Source organism: Sphingobacterium cavernae, assembly GCF_008520265.1.
In the GTDB taxonomy this organism is placed as follows: Bacteria; Bacteroidota; Bacteroidia; order Sphingobacteriales; family Sphingobacteriaceae; genus Sphingobacterium; species Sphingobacterium cavernae.
Genome location: NZ_VIQM01000068.1, coordinates 1 through 21,895 on the forward strand (window position 1 = coordinate 1; position 21,895 = coordinate 21,895).

The window sequence follows — 21,895 nt, forward strand, 5'->3', positions numbered from 1 at the left end:
CTTAGAAAAAGATCAGTTATAGAAACTGTGAACGACGAACTTAAAAACATCTGTCAGATTGAGCATTCAAGACATCGTTCATTCATCAACTTTATCGTAAATATCTTAGCTGGATTAGCAGCATACAATTTCTTCCCTAAGAAACCTTCAATCAAATATCAAACGGTAAAAACTAACCAATTGTACGCTTTTTAATTATCGAATTCAGGTTACTAGTCTATCAGAATTTGTAATATATCATATTCTGCTTGCCAAATATCTTGTTTAGCTTTTTTATAGGCCATCAACGCTTGGCTATATTCTGTTAACAGTATTCTACCTGCTTTATAAGCTTGGTGTTGTTCATTTTTATTTTGCAGGGCAAGTTTTTCTATTTTTCGAAAAGAATCAATTTTCCTTTCTGCTGCCGTAATTTTAAGTTTCCGCTGTGTGTCATCGATATTGTCATTGCGCGCAATATCTTGCATCTGTTTACCGATCAAATCAGCATTCAATGCAATTTTTTGTATCGTTGGCTGCGTCGTGAAATAGCCAGAAAGCGGAATTCGTAAAGCCATATTTACAAAGCTGTTGCCAAACCACTCTTCTTTACGTGCCAACTTCAACTCATTGCTGAAATATTGCTGTCCGAGATAACCATTAAAACTCAGCGTTGGTAATAATTGTCTCTTGACTGAAGCCAATTGCAAATCCGAAATGCTTTTATCAATCTCTAATGAAGCGATTTCGTAGTTTGTATGGTCAAAGTTTTGAAGGCTATTTCGTATATCTTCAAAATTAGAGGAAATATGCTGAATCGTATCCAGATTGCTGTATCTGCGCAACTCTAAATCAGCTTCCTGCAATACGGCCCAAGCATCATATACTTGTATCGTATGACGTTCCAATTCTTGTTGTGCCGCAATATAGTTAGTGGACGGTTCTCGTCCTGCTTCGTATCTTTCTTTATTAATGGATACGATCTCTTCATAGAGCTTTGTGTCTTCTTGTGCCTGATTATATTGTTCTGTAGCAAACACGATAGAGGCATAGGCGAGGGTAGCGTCTTTTTTCCAGTTTTGTAAAGTAAGTTTTTGCTCTAATTCTGACTTTTGGATTTCCAGCTCCTTTTGTTTTTCTTCCACGCGACGCTTCGGATCAAATATATTCCATTCGACTTGTACACCCGCTTTCGAAGACCATTTTGTAGCAAACTTTAATGGTATTATCGCGCCTTCTTGCGCATTCGGATCAAATGCAATAGCTGGAACAGGTGTTGTTGGAATAATTAGGTTTCGCTGCAAATTCGCATCAATATAAAATATCGGTATTCGATTCGATTTAATCTCGAGCAATTCTTGTTTTATGACTTGCGTTTGAACTTGATTTTGCTGGTATTTCAAATTTTGATCTGCATTCTCCCAAAGCTGTTGTATACTCATTGTTTGCCCTTGTAGCGCAAAGGGGATAATTGCAAATATGTAGGGGATAAATTTTTTCATAATTAAAATACAGAAGCGGGTTCGAGTTTAGCAATCTTGCGAACGGCAAATAATGAGCCGCCAACGGAAATCAAAAGCGTGATGAACAACAAAAACAATGCAAATCCAGGTGTTATTACAATGGCTAATCCCGAGTTGGCAACACCAAATTTAAATCCAACCAATAGCAACATCGCTATCAAATAACCGATGATTGCGTAAAGGAAAGCCTGTGCAATAATTAGTTTGTTTACATAGCCTTTGGTAGCTCCGATAGCTTTCAATGTCCCATAATCTTTGATTCTGTCCAAGGCTGAGGAATACAATGTGAGTCCAATAATAAAGAAACCACTGATCATTGCGAAAACAACTAATGTTCCGAAACTCATGCCCATATTTGAACTAATCAAAATTTCTTTGACAGTAGAATTTTTCAGTTTTTGAGCATCCCAAGCCTTTAGTTGAGGAAATAGCTGTTCTATATCTTGTTGAACTTGTGCTTTGGATGCGGTATCATTAAGATTAGCAATGATTATACTCACTTTTGAAGGGGAGGCATTCCCCAAAACAATTGCATTCTCCATGGACGTGTACATCAAGCTTGCACCAAAAGCTTGTGCATTTTTGGTGATAACACCAATTTTCGCACTCTTTCCATTAATTTCTATGGGTTTATTTACGAAAAGATCAGTTTTCCATGTTTTCGCATTATAAAGTTCGGCAGTCACCGAAAATGGTTGTATGAGATCTGCAATATTACCTTCTTCTATTTTTGCCGAAACAGGTCCCATGATGAATTCAGGGGAGTTTGTCCCAACTAAAGTAACGCCAGCGGTCTTTCCATCTAAGAAAGAGGCTTGTCCAGCAGCTAATATCACGGGATGTGTAGATTCGACGCCTGGAAGACTAGCGATTTGTTGCACCAAACGTTGGTCTATCGCATTGACCGCATTAATGTTTGTACTTTGGGATTCAATGATCCAAAGCTGGTTGTCTTTTACAGGAGCATTTCCAACTAAATTTCCCATCAATCCCATCAAAAAGAAAAGCAAGCTGAGCTGCTGACCAATCAAAAATATACTAATCACAATCGCTGTGACAATTCCGACACTCTTAGCGCGATCGTATTTTATGAATTTAAAAGCAAGTCCAAGCATATTATCGGATTCTTATACTACACTCGACTTTTGCATTGATTATAAGGTTGCTACTTTGGTTCAGTTTAACCTTTATTTTACGTACACGTCTGTCTTCACTTTCATTTGCTGTCTCGTAAAGAATGGATTTATTAGACAGAATCTGGTTCGCATAATAGACTTCGCCTGTAGCAATCGTGTCTTTTCTTCCAACAGGAAATACAAATACCTTTTGCCCAACTTTTATATCACCTGCAAACAACTCATCCACCTCAGCCTCGACAATTGGGTTTTCAATATTAATGATTTTACCTAATTCTTCAGCAGAACCAATACTTTGTCCCAATCGGGCAGTCAGGTCAGTAATGACACCACTTGCTGATGCTTTTACACTATAGTCTCCAATTGTATTTTGCGCCTTATTTATTTGAATTTGTTTTTCATTTTCTGTAAGTTTTTGCGCTTTTAACGACTGCCTCAGACCACGCAAATTAGCTTCTTGTTGTTGCCAGTTTGAATAATCTGCATCCAACTTTTCTTTAGTTTCTGCATTCTTAGCAAAAAGCGCTTTGGAATTTTCATACTTTTCTTTTAATTCTTGCGCATAGATTTCAGCTTTCGCAATATCCTCTGTAACTGTTTTATTTTGCGCGCGAAGACTATTCAGTTGCGCTTTTGCTTCATCAATATCCAATGAAGAATTTCCAGCTCCTAATTCTAAAAGTAATTGGCCTTTTTGAACAGAGTCGCCTTCTTGAACCAATATATTACTGATTTGCCCGGCTGTTGCGCTCGCGATTACAGCATAATCATCCGCTGATACAACCTTGCCAATAGCTTTGACTTCAGTCACTTCTTGTAAGATCTCTGCATTAGTTTTGGTGTTTTCTTCTTCTTTTTTGTCAGAAGTACAAGCTGTCGCCAAGACAGAGAGCATAAGTATGAACTGCAATTTATTTATAATCTTCTTCATTTTTTATTGTATTTGAAACCTGTCCTTCTTCCACATAAATAATTTTATCCGCAAATTTTCGTAAACGCAAATCGTGCGTCACAATTATCACGGCTTTGCCTTGTGAGGCAAGAGATTTCAGTTCATTCATGATGACTTCAGCACTCTTAGCATCCAAAGAAGCTGTGGGTTCATCACACAAAATCATAGCAGGATCAGTCACTAATGCACGAGCAATTGCAACACGTTGTTTTTGACCACCGCTCAATTTTTTTGGAAGATTATACATCCTATCAGATAGCCCAACTTCACCTAATGCTTTTTTTGCTTTTTCACTTGCTTCGGATTTTGAAACACCCTGTAATACCAATGGCTGCATTACATTTTCTAATGCATTCAATGGTTCTATCAAGTTGAATTGTTGAAATACAAATCCTATTTCGTGCAATCGTAGATTAGCTAGTTCGGATTCTTTGAGCTTTGTGATTTCCTTACCTTTATAAAAAACCTCCCCAGAGGTTGGATATATGACGCAGCCCAGGATGGAAAGTAACGTTGTCTTTCCACTCCCAGAAGGCCCCATTATTAGTGTCAATTTATTTGTTTCGAAGCTTATCGAAGTCTTATCTAAAGCAGTGATAGTCGTATCTCCAGTTTTATAAATTTTATTTACTTGATTGAGTTTTACGATTTCATTTTCCATCAGTAGGGTGTAGACTTTGCGTACATTTTATGAAACACAATAAATATATTAAATATTTACCTCACCCTCACGACCAATGTCTACTTTTTTTCCTGTGATCACAGATGAGGCTACTTTCAGCAAAGTCATAAATTTATTGGTTTTGGTATCCCAATAATGTGAATCTAAAGGCGTTACTTTCAATACGCGAATCGATGGATCTTCTTTTCCTTTCTCAAAATATACTTCAACAAATTTGTTCCAATATTTTTCAATGCGTTCTTGATCTCTGGATGCTTCAGCAATTCCATCAATGCTTAGAAAAGTATAGGATCCTGGATCTCCAAATGCCAGTGAAATTTTATTATCAGTTTGTAAGTTTTGATAGGTCTCACTGTCGGATGAAATCAAATACCAAATATTTCCTTCGTCATCGATTTCTTGGCGACTCATTGGTGTCATGTAAGGATACTGTGTATCTTTTGGGTAAGTAACCATCATTGCGACATCTATGCTGTTGACTAAATCTTTTAATTTTTCAATAGCTTCTTGGTTGTTTAAATTTTCTGTGCTCATATTTTAATTGTTTTAACATAAAACAAATCCATTTATAAATATGTTTTAAATATGGAGGTCAATATTTATGATTTTACAATTAAATCCCACTATCTATGTAGATACACCGTTGGGAAAAGGTCACACTTTATTTATCATCGATTATGGAATGCATCAAAATTCCTGTTGGGTAGTTACTTTAGAAAGTAATGGTATTGTAAAGCATTTTGATGCGAATGATGTGATTATTTGTACAAATTTTACTTATCACATCAATAATGAGAGGAACAGTTTTAAAACTGAAGAAACGAAAGGCTAGTTTTATTTTATAAAATTACTGCAATCAAAGGTTGGACATTAATCCAACCTTTGTATTGCAGAAAATGTATTGCGTTTATAAACCTTTGGATTTAGCTTTATTCCAAAACACATCCATCTCTTCTAACTTCATATCTTGTAATTTCAAATTTTGCGCAGCAGCTTGCTCTTCCAAATAAGTGAATCGACGGATAAATTTTTTATTCGTGCGTTCCAAAGCATTCTCGGGGTTGATACCAATGTGTCTTGCATAATTTGTTAACGCAAATAGCAAATCGCCAAATTCTTGTTCTGCTTTTTCGAGATCTACATGTTGATTTTCTACAATATTATACTCGGTTTTGAATTCTTGCAATTCCTCTTCGACTTTTTTCCATACTTCCGTTTTGTCCTCCCAGTCAAAACCAACACCACGTACTTTATCTTGAATGCGGTAAGCTTTTACTAAGGCAGGAAGAGACTTGGGAACACCAGCTAAGACTGATTTTTTACCTTCTTTTAATTTTATTTGTTCCCAATTGGCTTTTACATCTTCATCATCGTTGACTTGAGTATCCGCATAGATATGAGGATGACGTGTGATCAATTTATCACAAACTGCATTCAGGGCGTCAGTAATATCAAAGGCCTGTTGTTCTTCCGCTATCTTCGCATAGAAAACAAGGTGCATCAACAAGTCACCTAGCTCATTTTTGACTTCGTCCAAATCCTTTTCCAATACCGCATCCGCTAATTCGTACATCTCTTCAATAGTGAGGTGACGTAGACTTTCCATTGTCTGTTTTTTGTCCCAAGGACATTCAAGACGTAAAGTATTCATGATGCTAACTAATCGTTGGAATGCTAGGGAAGGCGTGTGTTGAGTTTCGGGAGGTTGATGTGCCATAATGTTGTTTTGTGCAAATTTACGATAAATGCAGTTATTCTAAACACAAACATATGCTTGGCTGTTATATCAGTAACAAAAAATGAAAAATATGGAAACTAAATACGATTACTTGTCTACTGCCGCAGCATTGAATGAATTGCATGGATTGGGTTACACGCATGATTTTAATATTGATTTTGATAAGCTTTTCTTCAGTGCCGAAGATTATGTTATTGATTACTTGTATCGTTATGAAGGTATAACAAATCCGAGCGACGAGTCTACAGTATATGGCTTGCGAAATCAGCGCACTGATGAAAAGGGAGTTTTTGTAGTTGGCGATCTTTCTATGGTCGAAGGTAAAAAAAGAGAAATCATCATTAACTTAGAGATAAAATCAAAATCTCAAACTTAATGATGAATCTCTACATGGTAATTTTAGGATGTAATCTTCCTAACCGTCATATCGAGCAACACGATGTGTTTTTTAATGTTGGTACTGATCTTTTGAGTCTAAAACAATCCATGTACGACTTTTGGCCAGAGGCTGGAGAAAAGCTACATATTGATTCTTATCGTGCTGTGAGTCGGGTAGGAAATTATGAAATAAGAATTGTTGTTAGGGGAAATGGGGTTAAGCAAAATGAGCTGAATCTCTATTTTTTGAATTTAGGTGGGTATAAACCCAATGATATGGAAGAATATCATTACAAACAATTAGTCGTAGCTAAGTCAATAGAGGAAGCAATTGCATTAGCGATAGATAATACTTTCTATAAACATCATTCCGAACCACACGTAGATAATAAATACGGTATCGACGTAGATGATATTTATTTAGTGAGTGATGTATTGCCAATTCATATCAGGGATAAATACAGTTTGCATATTGTAGAATCTCATGCTCCAAGCAAAGAGGATGACCTAGTTACAGGTTACATTAAATTGAGTGAATTGAATTAAATATCTATTGTGAGAATATTTAATGTCTAAATTATTCTGTTTATTTGATAGATAATTAAAAAGGACAAATATGTTGGAATTTTTCCTTGAAAATGAAAGTTTTCAAGCTATTTTAGTATCTATAGGCTGTGGCGCTATAGTAGGTTTAGAAAGAGAGTACAGAAACAAGTCGGCGGGTTTTCGAACTGTTATCTTAATTTGTTTTGGTGCGACTATATTTACTTTAGCATCCAAGCAAGGTGATATTTCGGATGACCGAATCGCCGCGAATATTGTAACAGGTATTGGTTTTCTTGGAGCTGGTGTTATTTACCAAGGGAAATTCTCGGTGCAGGGGTTAACAACAGCGGCTGTAATCTGGACAATGGCGGCAATTGGAATGTTGGTAGGATTTGGTGACTTCACATTGGGCGTGTGCCTTGCTATTGTAATGGTAATTATTTTATCACTTTTCCAAAAAATAGAGGAATTGTTGGCTCGTGTATTTTTAACACGTACGTTGCATATAACATTCAAGGATAATTCTATTTCGCATTTACGTGCATTCGAACAATTTTTGGAAACACATCAAGTAGATGCAGTAAGGAAAGGTATGGAAAAGGATGATAATAGGCTAGAGGTCATTTTTGAAGTATCGGGAAAGCGAAAGGTTGTACGACATTTAAATGAATCCATCATTCAGTTGGAATACGTTTATGCATTTAGCAATATGTAGTATTATATAAAAAATGCGCTCGATACATTCGAGCGCATTTTTTATACCTTGCATAAAAGATATTCTTACCAGAAAACGATATACAATGCTGCAGTTGCTCCAATAATTAGTAATGATAATACTAAGAAAGTAGGAGACATTCTAAACATTTTGGTGTCAATTTCTAGACCATTAGGAACAACACCTTTTGCATTTTCGTATAAACTGATGATTACCATACCAATCACACAGAATGCAAATACTAAGGTCATTCTATCCATAAAAGGAATTTCGTAGACGCCAGCAGCATTCGGGATTGCGAAGTTTATTGCCGAAAGGAATTCTAAATCCATCAATTGTCCTGAGAACTTTAATATTACTGAAAAAATGAAACCACCAATAGTCGCAAATAAAGCTGCGTTTGAAGTCGTTTTCTTCCAGAAGAATCCTAAAATAAACATTGCAAAGATACCTGGGGATACAAATCCTGTATACTCTTGAATGTAATGGAAACCTTGTTTTCCTTCTCCCATTAATGAGTTACCAACTAATAAAGCTAATAACGTACCCAATAACATAGATACCATTACCGCTATCTTACCTACATTTACCAATTTGCTCTCACTTGCATTTTTGTTAATCGCCTTTTGATAAATATCTAGTGTGAAGATTGTTGCAATACTATTAGCTTTACCTGCTAGTGATGCTACAATTGCTGCTGTCAAAGCTGCGAAAGAAAGACCTTTAAGACCTGTAGGTAATAATGTCAATAGAGAAGAGTATGCTTTGTTTGGATCCTGAACACCACTTCCTGTCAATAATAAATCCGGGTTAATCGCACTCATATCATTCTTAATGATATAATAAACTGCTATACCTGGAATAACAACAATCAAAGGCATTAACATCTTTAAGAATGCAGCAAATAACAATCCGTTACGTGCTGTATCTAATGAGGCACCTAGGGCGCGTTGCGTGATGTATTGGTTACAGCCCCAGTAGCTTAAGTTCGCAATCCAAAGACCGCCAATTAATACACTGATACCAGGTAAATCCATATAACCTTCTTTATCTTTCGTAAAGATCATATCAAAGTGCTCAGAAGCTCCACCTTTTAATTTGGTCAATCCAGAGAGGAAACCTTGACCTTCAGATATAATATCTAATGCGATGTACGTGGCTACAAATCCACCGATAACAAGTACGACTACCTGAATCACATCCGTATATCCAATTACTTTCATACCACCCAATGTGATTACAACAGCAAAAACGGATAACAAGATAATACAAACATTAATATCTAATCCTGAAATACCTGCAATGGCTACAGCACCCAAGAATAAAATAGACATTAAATTCACAACGATATATAACATCAACCAGAATACAGCCATAATCATAGCTACCGTACTGTTGTAGCGCTGATGAAGGAACTGTGGCATGGTGAAAATCTTATTTTTGAGATAGACAGGCATAAAGAATATGGCTACCACAATTAGGGTAATTGCTGCCATCCACTCATACGCTGCAATTGCGAGGCCGATCTTGAAACCAGATCCACTCATTCCAATGAATTGCTCCGCAGAGATATTGGACGCAATAAGTGAGGCTCCAATAGCCCACCATGTCAATGAGCCTTCTGCCAAAAAATAGTCTTTTGAATCTTGAACAGCGGATTTTTTCTTATAGTAAATATATAAGCCATATCCCGCCACAATGATAAAGTAGACGAAAAAAACAATGTAATCTTGAATTTGCATAATACTTAATTGGTTATTAAAATGTTTAGGTGATTAAAGGATTTCGTGTGTTCCATTTGAAATAGATACTTTAATCGGGATTAAATTTAAATTAAATTTATTAAAATACAAATTACTTAATTTATCAATTACATCTTTTGATTTTCCTTCCTTGATAATATTGATCGTGCAGCCACCAAAGCCACCACCCATCATACGTGCGCCAGCAACCTCAGGATATGTAGCAACTGTCGATACTAAGAAATCAAGTTCATCACAACTCACTTCATATTCTTTACTCAATGCCCAGTGTGCATTATATAGTAATTTTCCTAAAGAATCAATATCGTTTGCTTTTAAAGCTTCTGTTGCTTTTAACAAACGTTCATTTTCCTCAACTACAAATTTTGATTTTTGGTAATATTCAGCAGATACATCTTTCACTAATTCGTCCAATTGTGCTACCGAAACATCTCGTAATGATTCCACTTGAGGATATTTGTCTTTTACTAATGCTACAGCCGCTTCACATGCCTCACGTCTTTTGTTGTAGGCAGAGGATGCTAGAGAATGTTTTACATTGGTATTCAATAATAAAATTTCATAACCGTCTAATTCAATAGGAATATACTCGTATTCTAGGCTACGACAATCCAATTTGATTAAGCTATTGTTTTGCCCAAACACGGAAGCGAATTGATCCATGATTCCGCAACGTACACCCACAGCCTCATGTTCTGTTTGCTGACCTACCTTTGCTATATCTAACTTACTTAAATTCAAATCGAATAATTTGCTAAGCGCAAATGACGTCGCACATGTCAGTGCAGCAGATGATGAAAGTCCCGAACCTAGAGGAACATCTCCTACAACAACTAAATTGTACCCTTTAATCCCCTCAAATTTTTGTTTTAAAATGCGTGTAACACCTAAAATGTAATTTGTCCACAATTCAGGGCCAAATGTTAGTGTCGTCGTATCGGTGTTATATTTTTCATTGTAATCAACAGAATACAACTCAATATTGTTATCATCACGGGAAGAAATACCAATGTATACACCCTTATCGATAGCTGCTGGTAGCACAAAGCCATTGTTGTAATCCGTGTGTTCACCAATAACATTTATTCTCCCAGGCGACTTAACAACAATTTGCGGTTCGCTGTTAAAGACACGTTGGAAAGTGTCTTTAACTTGATTCACTAGACTCATATATTATGCTTGTTTATAATGTACTGTACTTTGTTTTTTAATAATTTCAGCTGCAGTTTCAGGAGTGATATCACGCTGCGGTCCACCTAACATCTCGTAACCTACCATGAATTTTTTTACGGATGCTGATCGCAATAGTGGAGGGTAGAAGTGCATGTGCCAATGCCATTCTGCATGATCGCCATCGTTTATGGGAGCTTGATGCATTCCTCCCGAATATGGGAATGAAGTGCTGAATATATTATCGTATCGAATCGTCAATTCCTGCAATGTTTTGGCTAAATCTTCTTTTTCTTCCGCTGAGAATTGACCAATATTTTGAACGTGTCTTTTGCTTATAATAATTGTTTCAAATGGCCAAGTTGCCCAATATGGTACTAAGGCTACGAAATACGTATTATTAATTATAATACGTTCATTTAGATTTAATTCTAAATCTAAATATGCTTTTAATAGTGACACACCATTTTTATCAAAATATTCTTTTTGTTTGGCTGTTTCCACTAAGATTTCATTCGGTAAAGAACTTTGCGACCATATTTGACCATGTGGATGCGGATTGCTACAGCCCATTATCGCTCCTTTATTCTCAAATATTTGAATGTACTTAATCCATTCATTTTGAGATAATTCGTTGAATTCTTTTTGCCAAAGATCTACCACTTTAAGGATTGAGGGAACATCCATTTCGGGCAATGTCAAATCATGTCTCGGGGAAAAGGTAATTACCTTACAAATACCGCGCTCTGCTGTCGCTTGTAATAAATCCGAATTATTGAAATTGCCTTCAGGCGTATCTTGAAGTATCGCTGAAAAGTCATTCGTAAATACATAGGTATCCTTATAGTCCGGATTTTCGGTGCCATCTGCTCTTTTATTGGAAGGACACAGATAACAGGTTGGGTCGTATTGTGGTCGGTCATCTGTAGCGACATCTTCCACTTTTCCTTGCCAAGGTCTGTTATTCCTATGAGGCGAAACTAATACTTTTTCACCCGTCAATATATTAATACGGTGGTGAGGTTGATTAAGGTCTAACATGTGATCAAGTTTATTGGGGGGGCAATTTAGCAAAAAAAGTTTTTCTTTTAAGAATTAATTAAAATTATTTGCACAAAAAATAAAAGGGGCTTCTAAACTTAATTAGAAGCCCCTAATGGAGATAAATATCTAGTGTGTGATATTTCTTAGAATGTAAATTTGACAGAACCAGACCATGTACGTCCCCAGCCCATTAATACGTAGTTTGATGTGTTAACACCTTTCCAAACTGTATCATTGGCGCCAGCAGTTCTATATGATGTTGCTTCTGAAATGTAAAATTCATCAAATAAGTTGTTTACGTTTACACGGAAGCTCATTGTATTTTTAGGGCTAATAGCAACTTTGTACGAAATACCTGCATCCACTATATCGTAAGAAGGTAATCTCAAAGTCTGTAAACCATTCGTAGGAAGAGCACCATATAATCTATCGTAGAATCTGTAATCTGCATCTATTGATAAATCTTTGATAATAGAATATCTGAATCCAGCACCTATGGCAGTTTGTGCAGCATCGCCTACTTTTACACCTGATAGGTTTCTATCTGAAGTACCTAATACTTGACGGTCTTCATTTCTTGCAATAGTCGTTGCATTACCATCGTAGATCCATTCACCTACTGAAGCAAAACCTTTCAAAGTGAATCCTGTGAAAAGACGAGCTGCGAAATCCAATTCTAAACCTTGATGATCTTGTTTCACACCGTAGTTAGTTTGGTAAATCAAATCACCTACAGCGATTAAAGTAGGGTCGTAGTTGTTATCTGTGATATCTTTTTGCGCAGCAATAAATGAACTACCAGTTACACGGTTAGCCCATGTAGTACGGTAAGCATTTAGATTTACATCAAAATAAGTGGATGCAAATTTGTAACCCAATTCAAGACCTAAAATCTCTTCATTGAATGCGTACGGATTTATGTCATTCGCATAGTTCATGAAGATGTTATTTTGGTATGGCTGACGTGAGTAATATCCTGCATTACCAAATAAGGTGTGTCCAGATAATGTATAGCTTAATCCACCTTTTGCATTGTAACCAAAGTTGTTAACAGTTTTAGATTTTTGCTGTCCGACTTCGTATTGGTAAAAATCCTCACGAATATTTTGTTGCTGTGAGATAGATCCTTGTACAAATGCAGTAAATCCGTTTTTGGCATATTCCATTTGACCGAATAGACCACCGTAACGGATAGTTTGATCATATTCCCATGCTAGACGATCTTCTTTTGATTTCGCCGAATTTGTCCAAGTTTTCCATGGATTAGTCGTGAATTCATTTGAAGTAACATAGTCAGTTCTTGTAACAGGAACTAATGTTCTGATTTGATGTGTGATGCTTGGCGCACCTAATAAATCAGTAACTTGTCTATAGTGTGTGCCTTTGTAATCACGTAAATCAAAGCCTAAGTTAAAGCTTAAGTTCTCTGTTAAATCACGGTTGTAGTTTGATACAATACCAAACCATTGGTGATTGTTCATATCTGCAGCTAAGTAAGGAACTTTAGCAGAAGTAGCGTCTGTACGTGGGGATTGACCACCACCACGCGCCATTGATGCGTATGCAACAGTTGATAAAGCTGATTTATCCGAAATTTTCCAATCCCAGTTAAAGTTAGCTACAGGTTTGTGGTAAAAGTTTTTACGTGGATTCATTTCCACACCGTTGATTACTTCTAAATTATCGTTGAATTTTCTACCGTTGTCTAAGAAATTTTGCAAACTTGCTGTATAACCTTGGTTGTGCCATTGTGGTGCACCAGTTACCATAAAGTTTAAGTTGTGGTTGTCATTTACCTTGTATCCAACTGATAAAAAGTAGTTTTGACCAGCACCACCAGTTTTGTCCATGTATCCATCACCTCTCCAGTCTGTGAACATTACCGATACCGCAAAACCATTTGCCATCAAACCCGTATTGTAGGCGATTGTCGATTTGCGCAACATATCATTTCCTACAGTGCGTTTTACAAATCCACCTTCTTGCATTTCAGTAGATTTGGTTACAAAGTTAATTGTACCACCTACAGATGAAATAGCTAGTTTTGATGAACCAAGACCACGTTGAATTTGAACCAAAGATGCTACATCAGATAAGCCATTCCAGTTAGACCAATATACACGTCCGTTGTCCATACCATTTATCGGCTGTCCATTCAGTAAGAAAGCTGTATTGGATTGGTCAAAGCCACGTGTTGTCATAGAAGACTCACCAAATCCTCTTGCTTGACTAGTTACATACACTGAAGGTGTATTAACTAATGCTGCCGTAATATCTTGACCACCTACTTTTTCCTCAATAATCTGTCTAGAGATTGTAGATACAGCGATAGGAGTTAAGCGATCTTCAGCGATATCTATCAAACCTCTACCTACGATTACAATTTCATCAATAGACTGTTCGTTACTAGGTACCAATACAATCGTACCGATAGGAGCTGTAGAAGAGAAATTGATTTGTTGAGACTCGTGGCCGATGAATTTGATTTGAAGTTGGCCGTTAGATTGGTTGGTAGTTAAGGTGAAGTTTCCGTTGGCGTCGGTTGACGTGCCTTGTGTACTTCCTGCAACTACAATTGTGGCGCCAGCAATAGGCTGATTGCCATCAGTTACTTTGCCAGTGATTACCTGTTGGGCTAATGCAACATTACTGGTAAGCATGAATGCCACAGAGGCATACAAGAGGGTTGAATTTTTGTTCATCTTTTAGAGATAAATAGTAAATTGGTTTCAAAGGTAACTAAATTGTTTTGGATGTAAAATAATGTTAAATTCTTTTAATTAGTAATAATATAAACTTATTTAGATCCGCCTTGCATTTATTCAAATTTTAATTTAATTGTTTGATAAACTAAAATTTTAACAATAAATGAAACCAATTTTTTACTCCAAATCTGCTTCAGTGCCTATTCTGATATGATTGTAATGTGGAAAATCATATTAATGCAATATTTTATGCTGTGCGATTTTTGTTAAAAAAAATATTCTGAATAATTTTATGAAATATTCAATTTTTAAGTCATTATTTAAATAGATTGAAAATGAAATATGATATATTTTTGATAATTATCAAAATCAATCGTATTTGTGGATTATTATTATATTAAGTTTATGTTAACTGTTAAAATGTGTTAAAACTTAGTCTTAAATTTGCAACACATTAGCTTAACAAAAACCCATGAAGAAAAATTTACTTTTTTTCGCCTTAATGCTTGCCAGTTATGGTGTGGTAGAGGCACAAGTAACCACCAGTAGCCTTACTGGAGTTGTAACAGAGACCTCAGGTCAATTCACCGCTGGAGCAACTATCAAAGCAACACATTTACCTTCAGGAACAGTTTATTCCAGTTCTGCAAATGCGCAAGGACGCTTCAATTTGGCAAACATGCGTGTTGGAGGACCATACCGTATTGAGGTAAGTTATGTTGGTCAACAGCAATTGGTTTTCGAAGATGTTTATTTGCAATTAGGGCAGCCATTTGTTTTGAATCCAACATTTGGTGAATCTGCAACAGCATTAGATGAAATCACTGTTACAGGTAGAAGGGGTACGAATGTGAACAAAACTGGTGCTTCTACTGGTATTGGTCAAAAACAAATTCAAGAATTGCCTCAAATCAATCGTAGTATCACTGATTTTACGAAATTGACGCCTCAAGCAAATGGTAACTCATTTGCAGGTAGAGATGCACGTTTCAATAACTTACAGATTGATGGTGCTAATTTTAACAATGGTTTCGGATTGAGTAATAGCCCACTTCCGGGAGGTAATTCTCAGCCTATTTCATTGGATGCGATTGAGCAAATTACAATAAATATTGCACCTTTTGATGTTACGCAGTCTGGTTTCACAGGAGCTGGTATTAATGCCGTTACTAAATCGGGTACTAATAATATCGAAGGATCAGCATACTACTTCCTTCAGAATCAAAATTTACAAGGTCGTAAAATCGAAGATGTTACTTTAGAGAAAATTGATGCCACAAAGAAAAACTTTGGTTTCACTTTGGGAGGACCAATTGTAAAGGATAAATTATTCTTGTTTGTAAATGCAGAAAGAGAAGAAGCGACAGGGGCAAATGCTTCTGGAGCAAATCTTTGGAAAGCATCAGAAAATGGTGTTGCCGATCCAAATAACAATATTGCACGTCCAAGACGTTCGGATCTTGACGCTGTCAAAAATCACTTGATCAATCAATGGGGATACGATCCAGGAAGATACGAAGGCTACGCGAATGAAGCGGAAGAGGGAAGTACAAAATTCTTGGTTCGTCTAGACTGGAATATTAATGATATTCACAAATTAGCATTACGCTACAACCAAGTTATTGGAAACTCAATGCAAGTTGCGAACGGTAACTCTGGGCCATACCCAAGAAGTACTGTAAACCGTGTAAGTCAAAATTCTATCGCTTTTGAAAATGCTAACTACGCATTCAAAAATGTTGTAAGATCTATTACAGCCGAATTAAATTCCAACTTCAATTCTAAATTATCCAATCAATTCTTAGCTACATATACACGTATTCAAGACACACGTAGTACGCCAAGCAATCAATTGTTCCCTTTTGTGGACATATGGGATGGTTCAGCAACGGGTACGAATTATATGAGTTTTGGTACGGAGTTGTTTTCTTACAACAATGATGTAATTAATAATAACTACTCATTCACGAATAACTTGAACTTACAAGCAGATAAGCACAACTTCACATTTGGTGCTGCTTTTGAAATTCAAAATTTTGGTAACTCGTATACACGTATGGGTACTTCGTATTACAGATATGCATCTGTCGAGGATTTCTTAAAAACAGGTACATCTGCTGAAGTTGCTCCAATTATGTTTGGTTTGACATATCCATATGAAGGTCAAGATACGTATTCAAGAATCAATTTTGGTTTAGCATCTTTATATGCTCAAGACAGATGGTCTGTTGCTGATAACTTTACATTAACATATGGTATCCGTGCAGAATTGCCAATTTACTTGAATAAGTTAACTGCGAATCCATCTATAGATAAGTTGCGCTTATTAGACATTAATGGTAATCCTAGAAACTACAATTCTGGATTGTGGCCAAAATCTCAAATATTATTATCTCCTCGCTTAGGATTTAATTACGATGTATTCAAAGATCGTTCATTGGTATTGCGTGGTGGAACTGGATTATTCTCGGGTCGTGTACCATTTGTATGGTTAACTAATATGCCTACTAATGCTGGTGTATTACAAAATACTATTGAACCAGGTAGCTATAATGATGTTGCAGGTTGGATTAACAATGTACGTTTCAATACAGATCCATACTATCATTTAAATAATGTTCCAGCTGGAGCTGAAAGCGTATTCATTAAAACACCAAAAGACGGAGCGCCTTCTTCATTTGCATTGGTTGATAGAGATTTCAAAATGCCAATGATTTGGAGAACAAGTTTAGGTGGTGATTATCAAATCCCGAATACTCCATTCGTTCTTACAGGTGATTTTATGTACACAAAAGATGTTAATGGAATCTTCCAATTAGGAGCTAATCGTAGATCAGCAAATACATTCTTGAATTATGGTGCTTCAGAAGGTAATTTAGGTGATAATAGAGCGTTCTATCCTTCAGGAATTAATGGTAGTGCATACAATTCAGCAATTGGCGCAAATAATGCAACTGTGTTGACTAACACAACTGTCAAAGGTCATGCTGTAAGTGCTACTTTAGGACTTACGGTACCAAATTATCAAGGATTCAGCGGAGGTATTTATTACTCTTACGCAGATGCTAGAGAAGTTTCGGCTAATGCTGGATCAAGCGCATCTTCTGCATGGGGAGGCTCACCAAGCGTGAATGGTCCAAATGATCAAATTCTTCATCCTTCTGCTTTCGCTATTCCTCACCGTGTGACTGCAAACTTGAGTTATAGAATTAGCTACGCAAATAACTTGGCAACTACTGTAGGTGTTTATTATAATGGTGCGGCGCAAGGAAGATTCTCTTATACTTACTATTCAGACATCAATAGAGACGGTCAAAATGCTGACTTAATGTATTTGCCAAAAGATTTAAGTACGTTAACTTTTGTTGATCGTATTAATTTGGCTGGAGATGTAATCTTCACAGCTGAACAGCAACGTGATGCTTTTGGTAATTTCGTGAAAGAAAATAACTTAGATAAATACGCTGGTAAATATTTGCCAAGAAATGCATTCTTAATGCCTTGGTTAAATAGATTTGATGTACGTGTATTACAAGATTTATATACGAATATTGGAAATAAGAAAAATACACTACAGTTGAGTTTAGATGTTATCAATTTCGGTAACTTATTAAACAAGAACTGGGGTATTCAAAGTCGTTTGAATGATGCTCAAATGGTTATTGGAAATAAAAAGATTCAAGGAGTTAGTTCAGGTAATCCAGTTTTAAATAACGCAAATACACCTGCAAACGGTATTCCAGAATTTAACATGAATGTAATTAACAACCAATTACAGACAACACCATTCCAAAATGTAAGTAACTTGAGTACTACATGGCAAATGCAAATTGGTTTACGTTATATCTTCAAATAAGAAAATAATATAGACTATCATCAAAAAGCCCCGCATTATTGAATTGCGGGGCTTTTACATTATAAAGAAGTGTGTGTGTATTATGCTACATCAAATCTATCGGCATTCATCACTTTATTCCAAGCAGCGATGAAGTCATTAACAAATTTTTCGCTAGCGTCTGCAGAAGCATACACCTCAGCTACAGATCTCAATTCGGAATTAGAACCAAATACTAAGTCATTGCGTGTTCCAGTCCATTTTGCTTGTCCAGTCTTACGGTCAGTGCCTAAATAGGTTTCTTTTGAGTGATCCATCGCCTTCCATTGCGTGCTCATGTCAAGTAAGTTCACGAAGAAATCGTTCGTCAATTGTCCTGGACGATCAGTGAAAATTCCGTGGTTTGAACCATTGTAATTGATGTTGATTGCACGAAGACCTCCAAACAAAACTGTTAATTCTGGGATATTTAATGTCAAAAGCTGTGCTTTATCAATCAATAATTCTTCTGTAGAAACAGCTAGGTTACTGTATTTACGGTAATTTCTGAATCCATCTGCAACTGGTTCTAACCATTTGAACCCATCAACATCAGTTTGTTCTTGGGTAGCGTCCGTACGACCACCTAGGAATGGTACAGTAATATTGTGTCCTGCGTCTTTTGCTGCTTTTTCGATGCCCGCAGCACCAGCAAGAACAATTAGATCTGCTAATGATACATATTTACCTGATTGGTTGAATTTAACTTGCAAGCCTTCAAGTGCCGTTAAGACTTTACTTAATTGCACAGGATTGTTTACTTCCCAATTTTTCATTGGTTCAAGACGGATACGAGCACCATTTGCACCACCACGTTTGTCAGAGCCACGGAAAGTTGAAGCCGAAGCCCATGCGGTGGATACTAATTCTGAAACGGATAATCCTAACTCTAAAATTTCAGCTTTTAAAGATGTTACGTCTGCATCGCTTAAAACTTCGTGATTAGCTGCAGGAAGTGGGTCTTGCCATACAAAATCCTCTGCAGGTACTTCTGGGCCTAGATAACGAGACTTTGGTCCCATATCACGGTGGGTCAGTTTAAACCAAGCTTTAGCAAAAGCATCCGCGAATTCATCAGGATTCTCTAAGAAACGACGTCCAATCTTTTCGTAAACTGGGTCGAAACGTAAAGCCAAATCTGATGTCAACATTGTTGGTCTTAATTTTTTATTCGGGTCATGCGCATGTGGAATAATTTCACCTACATTTTTCGCAACCCATTGGTGTGCTCCAGCAGGGGATTTTGTCAATTCCCATTCAAAGCCATACAAATAACTTAAGAATAAGTTGGACCATTCCGTTGGTTTACTTGTCCAAGTCACTTCTAATCCTGAAGTGATCGTGTCGCCACCTTTACCAGAACCGTATGAATTTGCCCAACCTAAGCCTTGCATTTCCAAATCCGATTCTTCAGGATCAGCACCTACATGATCTGCAGAAGCAGCACCATGTGTTTTACCAAAAGTATGTCCACCAGCGATTAGAGCTAATGTCTCTTCATCATTCATCCCCATTCTTGCGAATGTATCACGAATATCTCTAGCTGAAGCTAATGGGTCAGGATTACCGTCTGGTCCTTCTGGATTTACATAAATAAGTCCCATTTGTACCGCTGCTAAAGGATTTTCTAAATCGCGGGATTGATGTTTTTCACTATTTGTGTCTTCGGCAATAATTGTTCCGTCACCTTCTCCACTTTCTACGCCCGTAGAACCGCCTTTACCATAACGAATATCACCTGCTAACCAAGTTTTTTCTGAACCCCAATAAACATCTTGATTAGGTTCCCATACATCAGCACGACCACCACCAAAACCTAACGGTTTGAAGCCCATCGATTCTAATGCTACATTACCTGTCAAAATCATTAAATCAGCCCAAGAAATTTTACGGCCATATTTTTGTTTGATTGGCCATAATAGACGACGAGCTTTGTCCAAAGAAACGTTATCAGGCCATGAATTCAAAGGAGCAAAACGTTGTTGACCTTCACCGCCACCACCGCGACCATCTTGGATACGGTAAGTACCAGCACTGTGCCAAGCCATACGAATAAACAATGGTCCATAATGTCCAAAATCCGCTGGCCACCAATCTTGCGAATCGGTCATTAAAGCACGGATATCAGCTTTTAAAGCTTCAAAATCCAAAGATTGAAATTCCTTAGCATAGTCAAAATCTGAATCCATAGGGTTAGTTTTTGTATCATGTTGCTTAAGAATGTTCAAATTTAATTGATTTGGCCACCAATCTTTGTTTTGCGTACCTCGTCCAGCCGCATTATTTTTTTGCATTGAGCCATTGTGAAATGGACATTTGCTGATGTCATTTGAACTGTTTTCCATATACTTTCTCTTTATTTTTTAAAATTCTTTTGTTGTGATTTGATATAAATTTACAGAGAATGCATTGTCTTAGGAAATAATATAAGTTGATTGATGATAAATAAAATCTATATAATTTAAATGTGTTATATAACTAATCTATACAGTAAGATCGGTTTCAGGGTTCTTCTGACATTGTTTAGTTTATACAAGGTTTTCGGAAACATTTTGAAATAAATATTGTTGAAACCCGTTGTGCATTTTAAATAATGCTGATTTTTAAATTATTGATATTCCTGCCGAATATATTTTTGTTGATGTACTGAATGACTGTCATTGCGGTAATCTTTGTTAAGATCCTAGTCCTGAAACCGTCAAAAGATTTGGCATAGTTACGCCTAACCATGAATTGGTCGCACATTTGCGAGAATAAGGTCTCGATTCGTTTCCTTGCTTTTCTGAACAGGCTGAATTGAGGTTTATAGCCCTTTTGGTTGTTTCTTTTTGGCGTATCCAATCGGATGTTTGCTGATTCAAAAAGGTTCAGTTGTACCGCTGAGGACAGATACCCTTTATCACCCAGCAGGGTGCAGTCCGAGAGCTGATGACGAATATCATCTAGGTAATGAATGTCATGCACGTTAGCTGGGGTCAGGTCAACCGATTGAAAGACACCCTGTAATGAACAGACTGCATGAAGTTTATAACCATAATAGTACGTCTTTTGCGAAGCACAGTACCCTTTGGCTGGCATACTGTAGAGTTCCTCTTTACATATTTTTGAGCGGGAACTGCGAGCCATCTTACAAATTTCCAAAGGCATACTATCGACAATGAATATGTCTTGGGAACCATTGAACGATTCGGCAAGTTTCAAACGTATGGAATTCTGGTAAGGCATCAATCTTCTTTTTCGTCTGTTGTATACAGAACGGTCGATTTTACTGCCCAAACAAGAGGGAATCTTCCGGAAAAGGTCGTTCTCGCTGTCAATACCCATGTGTTCGGCTGTTAAACTAAGACTAATGATCTCCAGGTCGCTCATGGCTGGAGGTCTGCGCTGCATGGGCAATTGCCTGTCTGTCGATATTTTTCTTAAAACTCCCAATATTCTTTCGTAATTTGCTAGTAAGTTGTTCATCCTAAATCGTTTTGTAGTTAAAACAATTTACTGATTATCAGCGTGATGAACAACTTTTTTTTGTCTCTTTTATCTTTTTATTTCCCTAAATCATAATGGGATCATGTACAAAAGTTGTGGAGTAGATGAAAAATAATCGGATATTTGCCTAGTTATATTATTCAGATGCACGATTCATTTAAAGCTTTAATGCCTCTCATTATTCCAGAAGGGGTTTCCGATTAT

18 protein-coding genes are annotated in these 21,895 nt (G+C 36.8%); 6 read left to right on the forward strand and 12 right to left on the reverse strand.

All coding sequences use genetic code 11. The annotated features are described in order from the left end of the window. Positions 1-195, forward strand: a 195-nt coding sequence (locus tag FLS47_RS13490) for a transposase (RefSeq protein ID WP_149914886.1), incomplete at its 5' end; no start/stop codon positions are given. 17 nt (positions 196-212) lie between these two features. Here the strand turns inward: FLS47_RS13490 and FLS47_RS13495 are convergent. Genes FLS47_RS13495 through FLS47_RS13515 form a run of 5 tightly spaced genes read right to left on the reverse strand, consistent with a single transcriptional unit; the run spans position 213 to position 4,806 of the window. After that, positions 213-1,481, reverse strand: a complete 1,269-nt coding sequence (locus FLS47_RS13495; protein ID WP_149914887.1) for a TolC family protein — start codon at positions 1,479-1,481, stop codon at positions 213-215. A 2-nt stretch (positions 1,482-1,483) separates the two neighbouring features. Then, positions 1,484-2,617 carry an ABC transporter permease gene (locus tag FLS47_RS13500; protein WP_149914888.1) on the reverse strand — a complete coding sequence of 378 codons (1,134 nt, stop codon included), beginning with the start codon at positions 2,615-2,617 and terminating at the stop codon, positions 1,484-1,486. Between the two features lies 1 nt (position 2,618). Further along, positions 2,619-3,569 (reverse strand): HlyD family secretion protein, encoded by a 951-nt coding sequence (locus FLS47_RS13505; RefSeq protein WP_149914889.1) that lies wholly within the window; start codon positions 3,567-3,569, stop codon positions 2,619-2,621. After that, entirely contained in the window at positions 3,550-4,251 is a 702-nt protein-coding gene (locus FLS47_RS13510) for an ABC transporter ATP-binding protein (protein WP_149914890.1), read from the reverse strand. Before FLS47_RS13510 ends, FLS47_RS13505 begins: the two co-directional genes overlap by 20 nt. 48 nt (positions 4,252-4,299) lie before the next feature. Continuing rightward, entirely contained in the window at positions 4,300-4,806 is a 507-nt protein-coding gene (locus tag FLS47_RS13515; protein ID WP_149914891.1) for a pyridoxamine 5'-phosphate oxidase family protein, read from the reverse strand. Positions 4,807-4,873: 67 nt separating this feature from the next. Between FLS47_RS13515 and FLS47_RS13520 the strand changes: the two genes are divergently transcribed. Beyond that, positions 4,874-5,104 (forward strand): hypothetical protein, encoded by a 231-nt coding sequence (locus FLS47_RS13520; protein ID WP_149914892.1) that lies wholly within the window; start codon positions 4,874-4,876, stop codon positions 5,102-5,104. 75 nt (positions 5,105-5,179) lie between these two features. Here the strand turns inward: FLS47_RS13520 and mazG are convergent, their stop codons facing one another. Then, on the reverse strand, positions 5,180-5,989 hold the full coding sequence (gene mazG / locus FLS47_RS13525) for a nucleoside triphosphate pyrophosphohydrolase (protein WP_149914893.1): 810 nt from the start codon (positions 5,987-5,989) through the stop codon (positions 5,180-5,182). Positions 5,990-6,080: 91 nt separating this feature from the next. On the opposite strand from mazG, the gene FLS47_RS13530 reads away from it, so the two are divergent. From FLS47_RS13530 to FLS47_RS13540, 3 genes are all read left to right on the forward strand, one after another. Continuing rightward, entirely contained in the window at positions 6,081-6,386 is a 306-nt protein-coding gene (locus FLS47_RS13530) for a hypothetical protein (protein ID WP_149914894.1), read from the forward strand. After that, entirely contained in the window at positions 6,386-6,934 is a 549-nt protein-coding gene (locus FLS47_RS13535; RefSeq protein WP_223225285.1) for a DUF1543 domain-containing protein, read from the forward strand. The genes FLS47_RS13530 and FLS47_RS13535 overlap by 1 nt, the downstream gene beginning before the upstream one ends. A 70-nt stretch (positions 6,935-7,004) precedes the next feature. Next, entirely contained in the window at positions 7,005-7,649 is a 645-nt protein-coding gene (locus FLS47_RS13540) for an MgtC/SapB family protein (protein WP_149914895.1), read from the forward strand. 65 nt (positions 7,650-7,714) lie between these two features. Here the strand turns inward: FLS47_RS13540 and FLS47_RS13545 are convergent, their stop codons facing one another. The 4 genes from FLS47_RS13545 to FLS47_RS13560 all read right to left on the reverse strand — a co-directional run bounded on the left by FLS47_RS13545 (position 7,715) and on the right by FLS47_RS13560 (position 14,328). Further along, a complete protein-coding gene (locus FLS47_RS13545) occupies positions 7,715-9,391 on the reverse strand; it encodes a sodium:solute symporter family transporter (RefSeq protein ID WP_149914896.1) in 1,677 nt (558 codons plus the stop codon). Between the two features lie 33 nt (positions 9,392-9,424). Further along, positions 9,425-10,582 carry a galactokinase gene (gene galK, locus FLS47_RS13550; RefSeq protein WP_149914897.1) on the reverse strand — a complete coding sequence of 386 codons (1,158 nt, stop codon included), beginning with the start codon at positions 10,580-10,582 and terminating at the stop codon, positions 9,425-9,427. Positions 10,583-10,585: 3 nt separating this feature from the next. Further along, the gene (locus FLS47_RS13555) at positions 10,586-11,623 is read right to left on the reverse strand and encodes a UDP-glucose--hexose-1-phosphate uridylyltransferase (protein ID WP_149914898.1); all 1,038 of its coding nucleotides are present in this window, start codon (positions 11,621-11,623) and stop codon (positions 10,586-10,588) included. 146 nt (positions 11,624-11,769) lie between these two features. Next, positions 11,770-14,328 carry a TonB-dependent receptor gene (locus tag FLS47_RS13560; protein ID WP_223225286.1) on the reverse strand — a complete coding sequence of 853 codons (2,559 nt, stop codon included), beginning with the start codon at positions 14,326-14,328 and terminating at the stop codon, positions 11,770-11,772. Positions 14,329-14,803: 475 nt separating this feature from the next. Here FLS47_RS13560 and FLS47_RS13565 point away from each other — a divergent pair, with 475 nt between their 5' ends. Beyond that, positions 14,804-18,187: a TonB-dependent receptor gene (locus FLS47_RS13565; RefSeq protein WP_149914899.1), complete on the forward strand. Its 3,384-nt coding sequence runs from the start codon at positions 14,804-14,806 to the stop codon at positions 18,185-18,187. Between the two features lie 80 nt (positions 18,188-18,267). Here FLS47_RS13565 and katG read toward each other — a convergent pair whose 3' ends face one another. Both katG and FLS47_RS13575 read right to left on the reverse strand, forming a co-directional pair. Further along, complete coding sequence (gene katG, locus FLS47_RS13570; protein WP_149914900.1) at positions 18,268-20,550, reverse strand: catalase/peroxidase HPI; 2,283 nt, start codon at positions 20,548-20,550, stop codon at positions 18,268-18,270. Between the two features lie 241 nt (positions 20,551-20,791). Beyond that, positions 20,792-21,670, reverse strand: coding sequence for an IS982 family transposase (locus FLS47_RS13575; protein WP_149914901.1), 879 nt, complete (start codon positions 21,668-21,670; stop codon positions 20,792-20,794). Positions 21,671-21,895 lie beyond the last annotated feature (225 nt).